Genomic DNA, 18713 nt, shown 5'->3' on the forward strand with positions numbered 1-18713 from the left:
GCAGCCTAATGGCTGCATTTTGATGAAGAATTAATCTTGGTGGAACGTCAGGAGGCGCTCTATGGATGAGGAATCGCGGTTCGCCATGATTTCCACTCATCTTCGGCTTTAGGGTAGAGGTAGAAAGACTGATCTTCGCTTGCCAGTGGCTGAAGTTCGCTCGTCGGTGGCGTTGAGAATGTAATGCCCCCTCTTAATAAACTGTCTACCGTACCTGCTTTGATGTTCGCACCAGATAAGCCAATGGAAACATCAACTCCAGACACATTCCAGAAAATGCTGTTGGAACGAATCAAATACGCAAACTCCGGTTTTATTTGAATGGTTGAGATAATACGGTCTGCAAACTCGCCCAGATGCACATCGATCACAGAACCGACTTCTAATTCTCGGAACAGAATTGGTGTGCCTTCAGATACCGAGCCTCGCGTTTCGCTTTGTAGCTGGAATATCTTGCCTTCAGGCTGAGCGGGACCTTTACTCAGTTTGAACTTGGTCACTTTATTGCCTTTACCTGGCTCTACCTTGATGTACTTAGTGATTAAGGCCGAAACGTTCTTAATGCCATTTAGGCCAATCTGCGGTTCTGCTAACCAGAAGTGGCTATTTGAAACCGCAATTTTGTCGACATATTCAGGTAAAATTCGGGCCGTAATTTCAATACCACCGGTGTTAAAGTTGGGGACAACTAAGGTGACTTCACCAACCTTCACTCCTTGATATTTGATTGCCATACCTTTGCTGACTTCTTGATTGCCAGAAGAGGTGATTGTAATCGCGCGGCCAAATTTTCGAGCGGATTTAGAGTCTTTATAAAGCTTCCATGCATCTCCGATTTTGTTGTCGATCCCTGGCAGAGAATCAAAAGCAATACCACCTTGAATAAGAGTTTTTACCGGCGCAGCTTTAATACTAATTCCTGACAGCGACGCATCAACCTCAACGCCTGAACGGTTCCAGAAAACGGTATTCTTATTGAGTAAATGTGTATAACGATTTTCGATTGTGACTTTAATTTTTACCCCACCATCGGCAAGTTGGAAATCAGCAATGCTACCTACTTGTAGGTTACGGTAGAGGAGTGGGCTTCCTTTCGAGATTGAAGGTAATTCACTCGCAAATAACGAAAGCGTTTTGGAACCAGACTGATTGAACTTAGCGATTTCTGCTAACGATTTACTTTGGAAAAGCTGATAGTCCGTTCGAGCTTCAGGTTTACCTTCACTCACAAAACTGATAGAACCAGTCAGAAGTTGTTTTGCTGGTGGAACCGTAACGCTCAAACCTGACTCGGTAAGTTCTGCGGTCGCGCTGCCTGTCACAAAGAAACGGTTGCGGCTTTTGATTAGGTGAGCATATTTGTTATCGATAAGCACATCCATAAACACTTCGTGTTTGTCGGATCCCGTCCCCACACCATCGACCAAGCCTACTTGGATGATAGATCCAACAGCAATGCCTTTATAAAGTACTTGAGCACCGACATCTAAACCAAATGAATTGTTAGAGGTAAGACGAATAGCGATCGACTGCTCTTGTTCTTGACTCAATTCGTTTTTGCGGATTGCAGTAAATCGACGTGCTTTTTCACCTTCGCCAGGCACTAAGGTTAAAAAATTACCCGTGACTAAATTGGCAATGTTTTTCATGCCAGTGAGCGATAATTCTGCTTCTTCTAACACAAATTTACTGCCACTATTTAACAGGTCACTGAATGCCGGTTGGATAGCGGCAGATGCGACGACATTTTCACGCCCTTCGCTTAGCGATAGATCGGTGATTTGGCCGATTTCGATACCGCGATACATGATTGGAGCGCCAGTAGTGCTGATCTTATTGTCATCTGGTAAAGCGATTTTGATTGAGATGCCTCGACCCGCTGTTTTCAAATCTGGGTAAAGTTTGAATTTAGTGTTCATCTTAACGGGTTGCCCTTCTCCAGGAGAGTCAACCGCAATCGAACCACCAAGCAGTGCGCTTAGGCTCTCTAAGCGAACGTCAACACCAGAAAAACCAATACTGGCACCTAGGCCACTCACATTCCAAAAACGGCTCTGGTCGGTAATGATATGGCTGTATTCGTCTTTAATTGACGCTTGAATTGTAATGGATTTAGCATCGTCGCTTAATTGGTAGTTATAAACCTCACCAATTGGGATTTTACGGTAAACGATTTGAGAACCCACAGATACGCCCCCAAGGTCTTTGGTCGTCAGCGATATATTGAGTCCATCAGAAGCCAATAAATCAGAAGGCGATGAATCTAATGCGTGAAATATGGTTTCTGGCTCTTGTTCGGTTTCACTTGGGTGAATAGCAATATAATTACCCGAAACTAATGCGTCTAACCCTGAGATGCCAGATAAGCTTGCGGTCGGTTTGACTAGCCAAAAACGAGTACCTTTTGAGAGTAACTTCTTCGCTTCAGGATAGATGTCAGCATCCACATAGATACTTGATAGATCTTTGGATAAGTTGATGTCGCGCACCATACCTACCTCTAAGCCTTGGTAACGAATCGTCGTTCGACCGGCGACTAAACCGGCGGCATCCGAGAAGTATATCTGCACACGTTGCCCAGCATCGTGTATTGATTTCATGACTAACCAACCAGCTAATGCGACGGTTAGTATTGGCAGAATCCACAAAGGTGAAATGCCTTTGTTTTTCCTGACTTCTGGTGAGTATGACGTTTGTGATGGGTTATCGTTGTTCATTCACTGACTCATCTTTAGAGGTATAGTTATCCCAAATTAGCCTAGGATCTAAGCTTTCCGCAGCCAGCATCGTAAGAACAACAACGACACCAAAAGCGACGGCACCATAACCTGGTGTAAAGTTTAAAATTTGTCCACGGTCGACCAAGGTCATCATTATCGAAATAACGAACAGGTCCATTACCGACCATTTCCCAATCCATTTCACAATGAAATAGATGGTCATACGTTGCCTATGGTAAACCGCGCGCTTCATCTTGATACAAATTAAGATGTAGGCGAGACCCAGTATTTTAGCGACAGGCACAATGATGCTGGCAATGAAAATGATCGCGGCGATGCCATACATGTCGCTATTGATCAGCGAAGCGACACCGGAAATGATGGTGTCTTCGAGTCGCTGTCCATTGGTTATAAGGATAGAAATAGGAATAACGTTAGCCGGTATGATAGCCACTGACGCAGCGAAAAGCAGAGCCCATGTCTTTTGTATAGAGTAGGGCTTACGGTGATATAAGTCATGGTGGCAACGAACACAAACATGCCCATTTGGTTGAGACAGGTGGCAATGGTGGCAGTGTACATTCTTACTTTCAGTAAAAGTGTAGTCAGATTCTTTCACCCAAGCCTCCCAGTAGCGACGCACACTGATACGGCTGACCAGTAAGACACTGAAAAGCTGGAGTAGAATTAGGCCAACTAAGCCAGGGCCCACGAAAATGTCGGAGTAATCTTGCAGTTTGAAACATGAGACAGCCACGCTCACCAAAAACACATCGAACATCATCCAATGCTTGAGTGTTTGAATAATAGCTAATGCATAACGAAAGGGGGTGAATATCTTAAAACGCAGTGATACATGGCTAATGAGTACCGAGGTACAAACAAGCAGCGGGGCGATTGAACTGCAAAATAAGATCAGTAAGCCTAACAGAGGGAAGCCTTCACTCATCAAAGTAAAAACACCCGATGGTAACGTCGCTGGAATCATGACACCAATCAGCCGAATACTGATGAATTCGAAGAAATGAGAGGGAATAAACAGCAATAAGCAGGTAATCGCGATGGCTAGGTTACCAGATAGACTCGGCGTACCACCTTTATAAAGTTGAGTACCGCATCTTGGGCAGTAAGCCGATTTCCCTAAAGGAATGTCCAATTTCTCTACGGGAAGTTCGCAGCCCTGACACAAACGTATAGAGCGACTGTCACACTGATGTTTTGTTGACAAAGAGTTGGTTAAGGATGGAGAGGTCACGCGACCTCCCGCATTGAAACGACAATCCGGCATTTAATCGGACTCAAGTACGTACACCCATATACATCAGGCGTGCGACTGCACACTGCCATAGAGTGTTTGATAGAGTCCTTGTTGTTCAACCAATTCACCATGTGTTCCCGTTTGTGTGACTTGTCCATCTTCCAAAACATAGATTAGATCGGCTTGTTTCACCGCTGATAATCGATGAGCCACAATCAAAGTTGTGCGATCTTTCAAAAACTCGCTCAATGCCTTGTGAAGTGCTGACTCTGTTGCTGTATCCAGTGCCGATGTCGCTTCATCAAGAATAACAAACTTAGGATTACTCAGCACCATGCGAGCGATGGCTAAGCGTTGTCGTTGACCGCCAGACAGTCGAACGCCATTCCTACCAATTTGCGTATCCAAGCCATGACTCAGTTGTTTGATGACATCTTGCATTTGCGAGACTTCAAGCGCGCGCCACAACGACATTTCATCGTATTCAGCACCAAGGGTCAGATTATGCCTCAATGTATCGTTAAAGAGTATAGGTTGTTGTAAAACAACGGCAATTTGATTGCGTATTACATCAAAGCTGATGTCGTCGGTGGTTTCACCGTTATAGCGAATGCAACCAGAGTCTGCTTGATAGACCCCAATCAGCAACTGGATTAAGGTCGATTTACCACCGCCACTTGCGCCGACCAGAGCCACTTTCTTACCTGCTGGTATATGCAGCGATAGCTTATTTAAAACAGTGTTTTCTAATGTGTAAGAGAATGTAACACCTTCGATATCGACGGTCACTTCTTGATCATCATTAAATGGGTTTACTTTGCTGATTGGGCGCTTCTCTTCTTCTAGTTGCAGAAGATCGTTGATGCGCTGCAGTGCCGCTTTCGCGCTATACCAAGAGAATTGAATCCCTAGCAATTCTTGAACAGGGCCTAACATAAACCATAAGTAGCCGAACACCGCAAAAATCTGACCGATGGTTAAGTCGCTGAATAGCACCATTAGCATAGCGACGGCACGAAAAAGCTCGAACCCTAATAAGAAGAGTAGAAACGAAACACGGCCAGCAGCTTCAGATTGCCAAGCGTATTTGTCGGCATCGATTCTGACTTGGTTTGCTTGCACTTTAAGTTCATCGAGAAAAATGCGTTCTTTGTTTGCCGCTCTTAGTTGATAAATGCCATCTAAGGTCTCGACTAAGCGGTTTTGAAAGCGTTCAAAAGATTGATTTTCGTATTTTTTAAGATGTTTGACCCTACTGCCTAGTTTACGGGAGAAATAAATGACAACAGGATTAACCAGTAAGATAAAGAGCCCTAATCGCCACTCTAACCAAAGTAAAACGATGGCCGTTCCAAGCACAGTTAAAAAGCTGATGATAAATTTTGACAGGGTAGAACCAATAAATTTATCAATGGTCTCAATATCGGTAATCAAATGCGCATTGATACCGCCACTGCCTTTGGTCTCGTATTGCCGAATACTGATACGGCCAAGCTTATCTATCATCTTGCTGCGCATTTGATAGGTAATTGTCTTGGACACGAGCGTAAACTGACGGCCTTGCAGAATATTCAACGCTTGGCTAACGGAGCGCATGATAATCACTAACAACAACGTGAGTGCTATATAGCCAGTCGGTGTTTGTAACGAAGAAGGAAGTAGGTGGTCCATCATCTCTAAGCCTGAAGCGGGCTTATCAAGTAATACTTCATCGACCATTAATGGCATCAGCAACGGGATAGGAACACTAATGAGCGTTGCAACAATAGCAATAATGTTAGCAAACAGTAATTTGGACTTGTGTTTTTTTACTTGAGTTATCAACCAAGAACGGCTAATAGTATCTTCTGAATTGTTCATTATAATGAGAATAAGTCCTATTTGGATTGATAGCCGCATTCTACTGCGTTCTCTTGATAATGGAAGCCTCGATTTAATTGGAAGTTAATATGAAAATAGAACATTACCAGCGCTTAACCAAGCAAGCCATTGCATTAATTGAATCAGAAACCGATCTAACTGCTAATCTTGCTAATATCAGTTCATTATTGTTCATGGAGTTGGATGAGCTGAATTGGGCGGGTTTCTATTTAATGAAGCAAGGCATGGCTCAGGGAAAAGATGAACTTGTGTTAGGACCCTTTCAAGGCAAACCAGCTTGTGTTCGCATACCTGTAGGGCGTGGCGTGTGTGGAACGGCGGTTGCAACGAACAGCGTTCAACGTATTTACGATGTTCATGAGTTTGAAGGTCATATTGCTTGTGACGCTGCGAGTAACTCTGAAATCGTTATTCCTTTCTCGATTGATGGGAAAATAGCGGGTGTTCTTGATATCGATAGCCCAAATGTTGGTCGTTTTTCTCAAATCGATGAAGATGGACTGACATTTTTCATGGCAGAAGTAGAAAAGCTGCTTAATTCGCATACGAACAAGGCATAAATTATTCTCTTAGTGTGGTTTTTCCCAAGCATCTCTCTATAATACGTAAAAATATTTTCTTAATGCTCGCGGAAAACCGCAAAAACCAGGAACCCACATGGAAAACACTGAAAAGTTAAAAAACAGCAAAGAAGTTATCGCATATATTGCTGAATGTTTCCCTAAATGCTTTACTTTAGAAGGTGAGGCAAAACCACTTAAAATTGGTATTTTTCAAGATCTTGCTGAACGTCTAAATGAAGACGAAAAAGTCAGTAAGACTCAGCTTCGTGCAGCGTTAAGACAGTACACATCATCATGGCGTTACCTGCACGGCGTAAAAGCGGGCGCAGAACGTGTTGACCTAGACGGCAACGCATGTGGCACATTAGAAGAAGAGCACGTTGAACACGCTAAAGCGACACTTGCAGAAAGCAAAGCGAAAGTTCAAGCTCGTCGTAAAGAACAAGCACAAAAAGCGCGTGAAGAAGGCAAAGCAAAACCTAAAGCGAAGAAAGCTCAACCGCCTCGTCGTCAAGCGCCTAAAGCTCCAAAAGTAGAAAAGCCTGTTGAAACACGCGCTTTGAACGCTGACGAATTCATCGCTGGCAAAGAAGTAAATGTGAACATGGGTAAAGGAAACATGGCTGCGACCATTGTTGAAATCAATAAGCAAGATGTGCGTGTTCAGTTAGCAAACGGCCTACAAATGGTTGTTAAAGCGGAGCACTTGCGCGCTTAAAGGAGATACTCCTACGCATGAAATGCCGTTCAAAATTGACACTGATTGCTGCTAGCTTTTGGCTAGTAGCTTCAGCGCAGGCTCTCGAAGCCAAATTAAATCAGGATGATTTGCCTATACTCGCTCCTGAGGTTCAACACGAAACAGCAAGTAAACGTGTCACCTCTCGATTTACTCGTTCTCATTATAAACACTTCAATCTCAACGATAATTTTTCTCAAGCTATCTTTAACCGTTATTTAGGGATGCTGGATTATAATCGTAATATTTTCACACAAGCTGATATTGATTCACTCGCATCTTCATCTACGCAAATCGATGATCAACTGAAAGCGGGTAATAATCAGATCGCATTCGATGTCTATAATTTGTCTATGCGGAAGCGTTTTGAACGTTTTCAATATGCATTGTCTCTGCTCGATACCGAAATTAAGTTTGATACCGATGAAAGTATAGAGCTCGATCGCAGTAAAGCTGAATGGCCAAAAGATATCGCTGAAGTGAATGAACTTTGGAGAAAACGTGTTAAATACGATGCGTTGAATCTAAAACTTACGGGTAAAAAATGGCCTGAAATTCAAGAGATCTTGGAAAAGCGTTACAACAATGCGATGAAGCGTATTACGCAATCGCATAATGAAGATGCTTTCCAGATTTATATGAACGCCTTCGCGCGTGAAGTCGATCCGCATACCAGTTACCTTTCTCCAAGAAATGCAGAGCAATTCCAATCTGAGATGAATCTATCTCTAGAAGGTATTGGTGCTGTACTTCAGATGACAGACGACTACACCGTGATTCGCTCTTTAGTGGCTGGTGGCCCTGCGTCAAACAGCAAACAATTGAGCGATGGCGACCGTATTGTTGGCGTTGGTCAAGATGGCGAAGAGATGGTTGATGTTATCGGCTGGCGTTTAGACGATGTAGTGCAATTAATTAAAGGACCGAAAGGGACCAAAGTTAAGCTACAGATCTTGCCAGATGGTAAAGATGCAAAAAGTCACGTTGTCACAATCGTGCGCGATAAGATTCGTTTAGAAGACCGTGCTGTTAAATCTGAAGTGATTGAGCAAGATGGCAAGAAGATTGGTGTACTAGAAGTACCAAGTTTCTATGTTGGCCTTTCTAAAGATACCGATAAATTGATCACTGAGCTTAAAGGGCAAGGTGTCGAAGGTATTATTGTTGATCTGAGAAACAATGGTGGTGGCGCACTCACGGAAGCTACCGAACTCTCTGGTTTGTTTATTAAAGAGGGACCTGTCGTTCAGGTGCGTGATAGCTATGGTCGTGTCAAAGTGAACAGTGATACGGATGGCAAGATCAGTTACCAAGGCCCGTTAACGGTATTGATAAATCGTTACAGTGCTTCAGCATCCGAGATCTTTGCAGCAGCGATGCAAGATTATGGTCGTGCAGTTATCCTTGGCGAAAACTCTTTTGGTAAAGGGACTGTGCAACAGCATCGGTCGTTAAACCATATCTATGATTTATTCGATAAAGAGTTGGGTTACGTTCAATATACCATCCAGAAATTCTATCGAATCAATGGTGGAAGTACGCAAAACAAAGGTGTAGTGCCTGATATTGCTTACCCAAGCCCGATTGATCCAGCAGATACAGGGGAGAGTGTTGAAGGTAATGCTTTGCCTTGGGATAGTATTGATAAGGCGAATTACTCCAAGTTACAACGTAACGATAAAGAGATCGCCTCTCTAACAACTAAACACCAAACTCGCATTAAGACGGATATGGAATTTGGTTTTATCGCGCAAGATATTGCAAAATATAAAGCAGATAAAGATGATAACTACCTTTCTCTCAATGAAAAGGTACGCCAGAAAGAGAGTGATGATGCGGATGCACTGCGTCTAGAGCGTATCAATCAACGTCAAAAAGCGGCTAAATTAGAGCCCTTTAAGACATTAGATGATGTACCTAAAGACTATGAAGCCCCAGATGCTTATCTTGATGAGTCCGTCGCTATCATGTTGGATATGATCAAGAAATAGATCAAGTTTCTGTTGAATCACTTAAGATCAAAAAGCGAGCCTCGGCTCGCTTTTTTGTGTTTGTTACTTAGCAGTAATTTCTTGTTATATATACTGATTATCTTTCTTTTTGCTTTCTATTCTTATTATCATCTCGCTCGATTTTATAAGTTATAATGACAATTAAGTTACTTTGTATTTAAAATTTAGTGACTTGGGTCATGTTTTTTTAGCATTATCTTCATTGCGTGCCTAAGCTTAATGAAAACGAGGGGGCGCTTATGAAACAGATTCTACTGTTTTTATCTTGTGTAAGTTTTATTGCTTTTGCGAGCGAAGGAGCTCCAAGCGGTCAACAATCAAAAAGCGATAGTAATCTGTCCTATTTTGACCTTCCTTTGTTGCTTGGTGATTGGTATTTGATGAATCCAAACCCTAGGCAAGGTAGTGAAAACTTCCGAACAATAAAGCTTACCCTTAATTCTAACTACTCATTTACTATTGACATACAGAAGAAAGATTACAGTGTCGATCACTGGGAAGGTCTGTATAACGCTAATGAAGACACGCTAATTCTTGGTTTGAACACGTCTGAGCCACAGGTTTACGCTTACAGCAGTAATCATAATATGCTGAACTTAAATGGTGTCATGTTCACCAAAGCCTTACCGAATGCTCTGGCGGGAATTTGGTCTAGTGCGGAGCTTTCAGGAAGCGATTTGCGGGCGAGCAATATCCAAAAAATGGATCTCGTGCTTCAGCCGGACTTTGTGTTTATGTTTCGAGTGTCTGATGAAGTGGGAAGTGAGGTTGTTCGTCGAGGCGTTTATTACACAGAAGGTGATCAATTGGTGCTTCTATATGAAAATGGCGAACATGGCACCCGTTATACACTGAACAGTGATGTATTGACTCTTCAAGGTGAAGAGGGAGACATGTTTGCAGTGCTAAAACGAATTCAATAACCTTATTACTTCCTAAATGAATGAATATTCAAAGCTTGTTACTCGATTATTTGTTGCGTAGTCACTTATCTATAATATGGTTTTTAGGTCACTTTATAGACGTTCATGTCTGGTTTGATTAATAAAACAGTAAAAAAAGGAGGCATTTTTCTACAATGCCTCCTTTTTTTGATATTCCTCTTGTGTTCTTGGCGTTCAACCTTTAGAAATAGACAGTTAACTTTAAATTACGTATCACGTTCAAAAGGAACTCGTCATGGCACACATACCTCAAGCCAAGTATCGTAAAGATTATCAATCACCATCTCACACTATCTCTGAAATCGATCTTACTTTCGATTTGTACGATTCAGCATCCATCATTACGGCGGTGTCTAGTGTTAAGCAAGAGAAAGATAGCTCGAGCTTAGTACTTGATGGTGAAGGCTTGAAGTTGGTTTCTGTGTTGGTAGAAGGTAAAGAGTGGACTCAATACGAGCTGTCTGAAACTCAACTGACACTGAACGATTTACCAAAACAATTCGCACTTACGATCGTGACCGAAGTTAACCCTGAAGGAAACACGGCACTAGAAGGGTTGTACAAGTCGGGTGGTGCTTTCTGTACACAATGTGAAGCGGAAGGTTTCCGTCGTATTACTTATTACATGGACCGCCCAGATGTATTGGCGAAATTCACGACAACGGTTATCGCGGACAAAGCAGAAAATCCATTCCTACTCAGTAATGGTAACCGTATAGACGAAGGTGAAGCTGAAAACGGTCGTCACTGGGTTAAATGGCAAGACCCACACCCAAAACCAGCTTACTTGTTTGCACTGGTTGCCGGCGACTTTGATGTACTTCGTGATGCTTACACCACGCAATCGGGTCGCAAAGTCGACCTCGAAATCTTTGTCGACAAAGGCAATCTAGACAGAGCTAACCACGCGATGGTTTCTCTGATTAACTCAATGAAGTGGGATGAAGAGCGCTTCAACCTAGAATACGACTTAGACATCTATATGATCGTAGCCGTAGATTTCTTCAACATGGGGGCGATGGAAAACAAAGGCTTGAATGTATTCAACTCTAAGTTTGTTTTAGCAAACGACCAAACGGCAACGGATACCGATTACCTAGGTATCGAAGCGGTAATCGGTCACGAATATTTCCATAACTGGACCGGAAACCGAGTCACTTGTCGTGATTGGTTCCAGTTGAGCTTGAAAGAAGGCTTAACCGTATTCCGTGATCAAGAGTTCTCATCTGATCTTGGTTCTCGCGCAGTAAACCGAATCAACAATGTTCGTATTATTCGCGGGCCACAATTCGCTGAAGACGCAAGTCCAATGTCTCACCCAATTCGCCCTGACAAAGTAATCGAAATGAATAATTTCTATACTTTAACGGTATATGAAAAGGGCAGTGAAGTGATCAGAATGATCCACACATTGCTGGGTGAAGACGGTTTTCAAAAAGGCATGAAGCTTTACTTTGAACGTCACGATGGCACAGCCGCAACCTGTGAAGATTTCGTAGCGGCAATGGAAGACGCATCGGGTGTTGACCTGTCTCAATTCCGTTTGTGGTACAGCCAATCTGGCACGCCGACGCTCTCTGTTGAAAGCCATTACGATGCAGAGAAAAAAGAGTACACGTTAACCACTCGCCAAGTAACGTCTCCAACGCATGAGCAAACGGAAAAGCAGGCTCTGCATATTCCATTAGATATTGAGCTATACGCGGCTTCCGGTGATGTGATTGAGTTACAGTGTAATGGAAAGCCTGTTCATAATGTATTAGATGTGAAAGAAGCAGAGCAAACGTTCGTATTTGAGAATGTTAATGAGCTGCCTGTACCATCTTTGCTGCGCGAGTTTTCTGCGCCAGTGAAACTTGAATATAACTATTCCGATGACGAGTTGATCTTCCTAATGGTGCATGCTCGTAATGAGTTCTCTCGTTGGGATGCCGGGCAAATGCTGCTAGCGAAATACATACGCAGTAACGTAGAGAACGTTCAACAAGGCCTAAAATTTGCTCTTTGTTCTAGAGTGGTGGATGCATTCCGAGGCGTACTGCTAAGTGATACATTAGAACCTGCGTTTATTGCTGAGATGCTTTCATTACCAAGTCACAATGAAGTGTCTGGTTGGTATGAACGTGTGGATATTGATGCGGTCGCATCTGTGCTTAACTCAATGAAAATAACACTAGCTTCAGAACTTGAAGACGAGTTAGCGGCGGTTTTTCACAGCAATGCTTTGACCGAATACACGATTGACCATGATTCCATTGGTAAGCGTACTTTGCGTAAGGTGTGTTTGAGCTACTTGGCTCATACAGAGCAAGGTAATGATTTGGTTGTTGCTATGTACCAGCAAGCTAACAACATGACAGACACAATGGCAGCAATGGCGGCGGCAAACAGCGCACAACTAGCATGTCGTGAAACCTTAATGGCTGATTACAGCGACAAGTGGAAACACGATGGTCTGGTGATGGACAAATGGTTTGCTCTTCAAGGAACAAATCCTAGTTCAAATGCACTTGAAGTCATCAAAGCATCGATGTCGCACCAAGCGTTCAGTTTGAAAAACCCAAATCGAACTCGGAACTTAGTGGGGACGTTCTTAAATATGAACCCAGTTCAATTCCATGATAAATCAGGTCAAGGTTACGCGTTTGCTGGTGAGATCTTGCGTGAACTGAACAGCAGCAACCCACAAGTCGCTTCACGTTTAATCGATCCGCTATTAAAGTTCCGTAAGTACGATGATGAGCGCCAAGCTCTGATTAAAAAAGAACTTGAAACGCTTAAGAACATGGACAATTTAGCTAAAGATCTATTTGAGAAAGTGAATAAAGCACTCGACGTTTAGAGCAATGCGAAAAACATGAAACTGAATCAGTGGTAGAGTCATCTGCCACTGATTTTTTCGCTCCCACTTAATGTGTTAACGCCAAGTTTCAAACACTCTTTTTAAACGCGACACTTTATTAATTTTTGGCCATTTATTCCCAAAACCACCGATACTGTATTTATATGCAGGTGCTATATGAATTACTACATTTTCCGACTTAACATTTCATATCAACAGTTTTTAGCCAGTTATTCAGGGGCGGCGAGTAGAGTACAAGTGATAACCACGACGGGGTTGCGCTTAGAGTTACCTGCAACTCGTTTTAGACCATTTCTTACACAAATAGGGGTTAGAGGTCAATTTAGGCTAATAACTGACCAAAAAAATAAGTTTATTAAGTTAGAAGCTCTATAAAGCCTGATGTAACGAGTGGTTAAAAGGAATCTTAATCACATAATCAAACATTTCATCTCCTCTCGCCATTAAAACAATTAACGATTTATCAATAATGCTTTTACAATAAATGAATGCATTACCTTTGCTTAACTCGTTAGTAGAAAAGAGCACAACGACTCAATTCAAACACCCGCTTAAGTAATCCTCTAAAAAAATATAATTCTAATTGTGGAGTGTGACTATGACCGCACGTGAAACTGTGGTTCCAGTTTTGCTTGAAAAAGTGTACAAACTGATTCAAGACAAACTTGACCTTGCTCATCGACCTCTCGTAACTCAACTTGCCCAACACCTGTTTAGTAACGTTTCTCATGACGACCTGACTCAGAGAAACGAATCCGATTTATATGGTGCTGTAGTAAGCTTATGGCACCACATCAATGAAAAGAAACCCGACGAAATCTCGGTCCGCGTTTTTAACCCGACAGTCAGTCGCCAAGGTTGGCAATCTACTCATACTATCGTTGAGATAGTGGTTCCCGATAGTCCGTTTCTTGTTGACTCTGTGAAAATGGCATTAACTCGCCTCGATCTCTCTTCTCATCTTATGCTTCATAACCCAACCCAGATTTCGCGTTCCGATTCGGGCAGAGTGGTTGGTGTGAGTAATAATGACGGCGTGTTCCAATCATTGTTCCATATTGAAGTTGACCGCCTGAGCAGTAAACCAGAGATGGCAGCGCTTAAAACAGAACTTCTCGATATTTTTACCGACACCCGTTTAGTGGTGAACGATTGGTTGAAAATGGTAGAAAAACTCACAGAAGTGACCGATCAAGTTGAGCAGCAAAAAGAGAGCATCCCAGTAGATGCACAGCGTTTTGATGAAACGCTGGCGTTCCTTCGTTGGTTAGGTGAGCACAACTTTACGTTTATGGGCTACAAGGAGTATGACCTTGTTTCTGTTAATGGGGATACCGAACTGCAACCGACCAAAGATAAAGGTCTTGGTTTGTTCTCGAATTCAGATCGTGTGAGAAACGTTAAGCTGTCTGAATTTTCTGATTCGGCACGTCTTGAAGCGAAAAAGCCTTATGTACTTATCGTAACCAAGGGTAACACAGCGTCACGCATTCACCGTCCGGCTTACAATGACTACATCGGCATTAAGAAATTCGATAAGAACGGAAAAGTGATCGGTGAACATCGATTTACTGGCCTTTACACATCTGCTGTTTATAACCACACCGTTGAAACCATTCCACTGGTTCGAGAAAAAGTACAACGTATCCTAGATGCAAGTGGTTATCGTAAGGGCTCGTACTCTTACAAAGCCTTGCACAACATTCTTGAAAACTACCCGCGTGATGAATTGCTTCAAGCGAGAGAAGAAGAGCTGCTTGAAGTGGGGACTGGCGTAGTACAAATGCAAGATCGTGACCTTCTGCGGTTGTTTGTTCGTAAAGACCCATTTGGCCGTTTTTTCAGTTGCATGGTTTACGTGACAAAAGATCGTTACAACACTGAGCTTCGTCGCGACACCCAACGCATTTTGAAGCAGTACTTTGGTTGCAAAGAAGAAGTCGAATTCACAACCTACTTCTCTGAAAGCCCATTGGCGAGAACGCACTATATTGTTCGCGTTGAAAACAACAACATGGATGTGGACGTGAAAACAATAGAGCAGAATTTAATGGAAGTATCGTCTACGTGGGATGACCGCCTGTCTGAATCGATCATTGCAAACTTTGGTGAAAGTAACGGTCTGCCATTGTCGAAAGAGTACATGCGGGCATTCCCACGTTCGTACAAAGAAGACATAATGCCGGGCTCAGCTGTTGCTGATATCGAACGTTTAGAAGCGCTCAGTGAAGACAATAAACTCGACATGCTGTTTTACCGCCCTCAAGAAGAGGCGGTAGATTCAAAAGCTGTTCGTTTGAAGTTGTTCTACCACAGTGATGAGCCTATTCACCTTTCTGAGGTGATGCCTATGCTTGAAAACTTTGGCCTGCGTGTTATTGGTGAATCTCCATATGAAGTGCGTAAAACCAACGGTGTGACATATTGGATCCTTGATTTCTCTATGCTGCATAAGAGCGATAAGACGATTGATCTTCGTGAAGCTCGCGATCTTTTTCAGCAAGCCTTTGCGGCAATTTGGGAGGGCGAGTTAGACAGCGATGGTTTTAACCGCTTAGTACTTGGCGCTGGGCTTTCTGGCCGTGAAATCTCAATTTTACGCGCCTATGCTCGGTACATGCGCCAAGTAGGTTTCCCATTCAGTCAACAATACATTGAAGATACGTTATCTCATTACCCCGATCTCGCAAAAGAGTTAGTGAGCTTGTTTGGCAAGCGTTTTGACCCAAAACTGAAGGGCAGCGCGAAAGGCCAGCAAGATCTTATCAAGAAGATCACTGAACAACTGGATCATGTCGAAAGCTTGGATGATGATCGTATCATTCGTCGCTATATGGAAATGATCACTGCTACGCTTCGTACTAACTACTACCAAGTAGATGAGCACAAACAGTCTAAACCTTGGTTGGCCCTGAAAATGAGACCAAGTGAGATTCCAGACATCCCAGCACCGGTTCCTGCGTTTGAGATCTTCGTTTACGCACCAGACATTGAAGGGGTGCATCTACGTGGCGGCAAAGTCGCACGTGGTGGTTTACGTTGGTCAGATCGTCAAGAAGACTTCCGTACTGAAATTTTAGGCCTAGTTAAAGCGCAACAAGTTAAAAACACCGTTATCGTTCCGGTTGGTGCTAAAGGTGGTTTCGTTTGTAAGCGTCAACACACTATGTCTGGCCGAGACGAGATCTTTGCTGAAGGTCAACGCTGCTACAAGCGCTTCATCCGTGCATTACTCGACGTTTCAGATAACATCATTGAAGGTGAGGTTATCCCACCTAAGAGCGTTGTTCGTCACGATGAAGATGACCCGTATTTGGTTGTAGCCGCGGATAAAGGCACTGCTACATTCTCAGATTTAGCGAACTCAGTAGCGGAAGAGTACAACTTCTGGCTAGGTGATGCGTTTGCTTCTGGTGGCTCTAACGGTTACGACCACAAAGCGATGGGGATCACAGCGAAAGGAGGTTGGGAATCCGTTAAACGCCACTTCCGCGAAATGGGCATCAACTGTCAAAATACAGATTTCACCGCCATTGGTGTGGGTGATATGGCTGGCGACGTATTTGGTAACGGTATGTTGCTATCTAAGCACATTCGCTTACAAGCGGCGTTTAACCACATGCATATCTTCATTGACCCAAACCCAGAATCGGCATCTAGTTGGGTAGAGCGTGAGCGTCTGTTTAATCTGCCTCGCTCAAGCTGGGAAGATTACAATAAAGACCTGATTTCTCAAGGTGGTGGTGTTTTCTCTCGCCGAGCGAAGTCTATCTCTCTGACACCTGAAATTCAGAAAATGCTCGGTACCAAGAAAGCATCAATGGCGCCAAACGATTTGATCAAAGCGATCTTGTCTATGGCGGTTGATCTCCTTTGGAACGGCGGCATTGGTACTTATGTTAAGTCTTCTAGCGAGACTCATACTGATGTGGGTGACCGTGCAAATGACGTGCTTCGTATTGATGGTCGAGACCTGAAAGCTAAGGTTGTTGGCGAAGGCGGTAACTTGGGAATGACTCAATTGGGTCGTATTGAATACGCGCTAACGGGCGGCCGAGTGAATACTGACTTTGTGGATAACGTTGGTGGTGTCGATTGCTCGGACAACGAAGTCAACATTAAGATCTTCTTGAATGGCTTGGTGTCTAACGGTGACCTGACTATTAAGCAACGCAATCAAGTTTTAGAATCCATGGAAGACGAAGTGGGCGAAATCGTACTAGACGACGCTTACTGCCAAGCTGAATCTATTTCGGTTACTGAGCATCAAGGCGTTGACTTAGTGAAAGAACAGATCCGCTTTATTCACACAATGGAGAAAGCGGGGTATTTAGACCGTGGTTTAGAATACATCCCTGATGATGAAACGTTGCTAGAGCGCGAGAAGCAAGGTCAAGCACTTACAAGACCAGAGCTTTCGGTACTTATTGCTTATGGAAAAATGGTGCTCAAGGAAGATCTCGTTCACGATGATATTACAAATGATGAGTTCCATGCTCAACAATTGATGCAATATTTCCCGACAGAGTTACGCCGTAACTACTCTCAGCACATGGATAACCATCCACTACGAGCTGAGATCATTGCGACAGCGCTTGCTAACCAAATGGTTAACGAGATGGGTTGTAACTTCGTGACTCGCTTGCAAGAGGAGACCGGTGCAAATATTGTTGATATTGCGAATGCTTATGCGGCATCACGTGAAATTTATGGGCTGGGTAAGGTGATCAAGAGCATTCGAGAATTGGACAACATTTCTAGTTCTGAAGCTCAATACGAATTGCTTTACCATGTTCGACGTACCCTTCGTCGCCTGTCACGCTGGTTGCTAAGAAACCGCACGGGTAAACAGTCAGTGAATGCATTGATTGAGCGTTATCAAGGTGATGTCGTTGCGATTACTGACAAGCTGGATGAAAACCTAGTGACTTCTGAAGTGGAAGAGCACAAAGCAATGGCGCAATTATGGATTGATCAAGGTGTCAACGCTGAACTGGCAAATTCAGTGGCACGTTTATCGAGTTTGTACTCAGCACTGGATATATCCACAGTGGCTCGTGAAACGGGTAAAACAGTCCAACAAGCGTCTAAGCTTTACTTCAACCTTGGTGACCGTTTATCTCTCCATTGGTTCTTAAAACAAATTAATGGTCAAGCCGTCGATAACAACTGGCAAGCACTGGCGCGTGCAGCATTTAGAGAAGATCTGGATTGGCAGCAACGCCAACTAACGGGCCAAGTCCTTAACTGTGGTTGTGCTTCAGACATTGATGTGATTAAAGCGCTTGATGACTGGATGGAAAGTAACTCGGTTTCTCTACATCGTTGGGAAAGCATTCTAAACGAATTCAAAGTGGGTGCGGTTCATGAGTTTGCTAAGTTTTCAGTAGCACTGCGTGAACTGATGCTATTGAATCTAAACTGCATGTCGAAAGACTAATCACGAGATAAAACGAAAGAGTATAAGGGCAGGCCATATGGTCTGCCTTATTTGTTTCATCAAAGTCGAAAGGTTCAATGAGGGCAATACGGTTGAGCTGACAAAGTAAAATCACGCTATGGTATCAATGAGACCATCTCGTTTCTGACGAGTAGATACGGTATCGTTTGCTTAATAAAGAACCTCATTCGATAAAAAACAAGATTATATTACCCCTACAGACAGTAATTGATTGAATAGTTGACTAAATAAGTAAATAATAACGCCCCGTTTACACGGGGCTTTTTTCTATC

The 18713-nt window shown here is 43.2% G+C and carries 10 protein-coding genes; 7 read left to right on the forward strand and 3 right to left on the reverse strand.

Annotated features, from left to right (window positions below; genetic code table 11):
- Window positions 1–59 precede the first annotated feature (59 nt).
- Genes OCU36_RS06565 through OCU36_RS06575 form a run of 3 tightly spaced genes read right to left on the reverse strand, consistent with a single transcriptional unit; the run spans window position 60 to window position 5838 of the window.
- Window positions 60–2717, reverse strand: a complete 2658-nt coding sequence (locus OCU36_RS06565; RefSeq protein WP_261839586.1) for an MlaD family protein — start codon at window positions 2715–2717, stop codon at window positions 60–62.
- The gene (locus OCU36_RS06570; protein ID WP_261839587.1) at window positions 2704–4008 is read right to left on the reverse strand and encodes a paraquat-inducible protein A; all 1305 of its coding nucleotides are present in this window, start codon (window positions 4006–4008) and stop codon (window positions 2704–2706) included. Before OCU36_RS06570 ends, OCU36_RS06565 begins: the two co-directional genes overlap by 14 nt.
- A 33-nt stretch (window positions 4009–4041) precedes the next feature.
- Window positions 4042–5838 carry an ABC transporter ATP-binding protein gene (locus tag OCU36_RS06575; protein WP_261839588.1) on the reverse strand — a complete coding sequence of 599 codons (1797 nt, stop codon included), beginning with the start codon at window positions 5836–5838 and terminating at the stop codon, window positions 4042–4044.
- An 89-nt stretch (window positions 5839–5927) separates the two neighbouring features.
- Between OCU36_RS06575 and OCU36_RS06580 the strand changes: the two genes are divergently transcribed.
- The 7 genes from OCU36_RS06580 (at window position 5928) to OCU36_RS06610 (ending at window position 18420) form a co-directional block, all read left to right on the forward strand.
- Window positions 5928–6419, forward strand: coding sequence for a GAF domain-containing protein (locus OCU36_RS06580; RefSeq protein WP_261839589.1), 492 nt, complete (start codon window positions 5928–5930; stop codon window positions 6417–6419).
- A 97-nt stretch (window positions 6420–6516) separates the two neighbouring features.
- Window positions 6517–7140: an RNA chaperone ProQ gene (gene proQ / locus OCU36_RS06585; protein WP_261839590.1), complete on the forward strand. Its 624-nt coding sequence runs from the start codon at window positions 6517–6519 to the stop codon at window positions 7138–7140.
- A gap of 17 nt (window positions 7141–7157) precedes the next feature.
- Window positions 7158–9152, forward strand: coding sequence for a carboxy terminal-processing peptidase (gene prc / locus OCU36_RS06590; RefSeq protein ID WP_261839591.1), 1995 nt, complete (start codon window positions 7158–7160; stop codon window positions 9150–9152).
- A 260-nt stretch (window positions 9153–9412) separates the two neighbouring features.
- Window positions 9413–10096 (forward strand): hypothetical protein, encoded by a 684-nt coding sequence (locus OCU36_RS06595; RefSeq protein ID WP_261839592.1) that lies wholly within the window; start codon window positions 9413–9415, stop codon window positions 10094–10096.
- Between the two features lie 256 nt (window positions 10097–10352).
- Window positions 10353–12959 carry an aminopeptidase N gene (gene pepN, locus OCU36_RS06600; protein WP_261839593.1) on the forward strand — a complete coding sequence of 869 codons (2607 nt, stop codon included), beginning with the start codon at window positions 10353–10355 and terminating at the stop codon, window positions 12957–12959.
- Between the two features lie 177 nt (window positions 12960–13136).
- Window positions 13137–13355, forward strand: coding sequence for a DUF2835 domain-containing protein (locus OCU36_RS06605; protein WP_261839594.1), 219 nt, complete (start codon window positions 13137–13139; stop codon window positions 13353–13355).
- Between the two features lie 223 nt (window positions 13356–13578).
- Window positions 13579–18420 (forward strand): NAD-glutamate dehydrogenase, encoded by a 4842-nt coding sequence (locus OCU36_RS06610; RefSeq protein WP_261839595.1) that lies wholly within the window; start codon window positions 13579–13581, stop codon window positions 18418–18420.
- Window positions 18421–18713 lie beyond the last annotated feature (293 nt).

Source organism: Vibrio artabrorum, assembly GCF_024347295.1.
Taxonomy (GTDB): Bacteria; Pseudomonadota; Gammaproteobacteria; order Enterobacterales; family Vibrionaceae; genus Vibrio; species Vibrio artabrorum.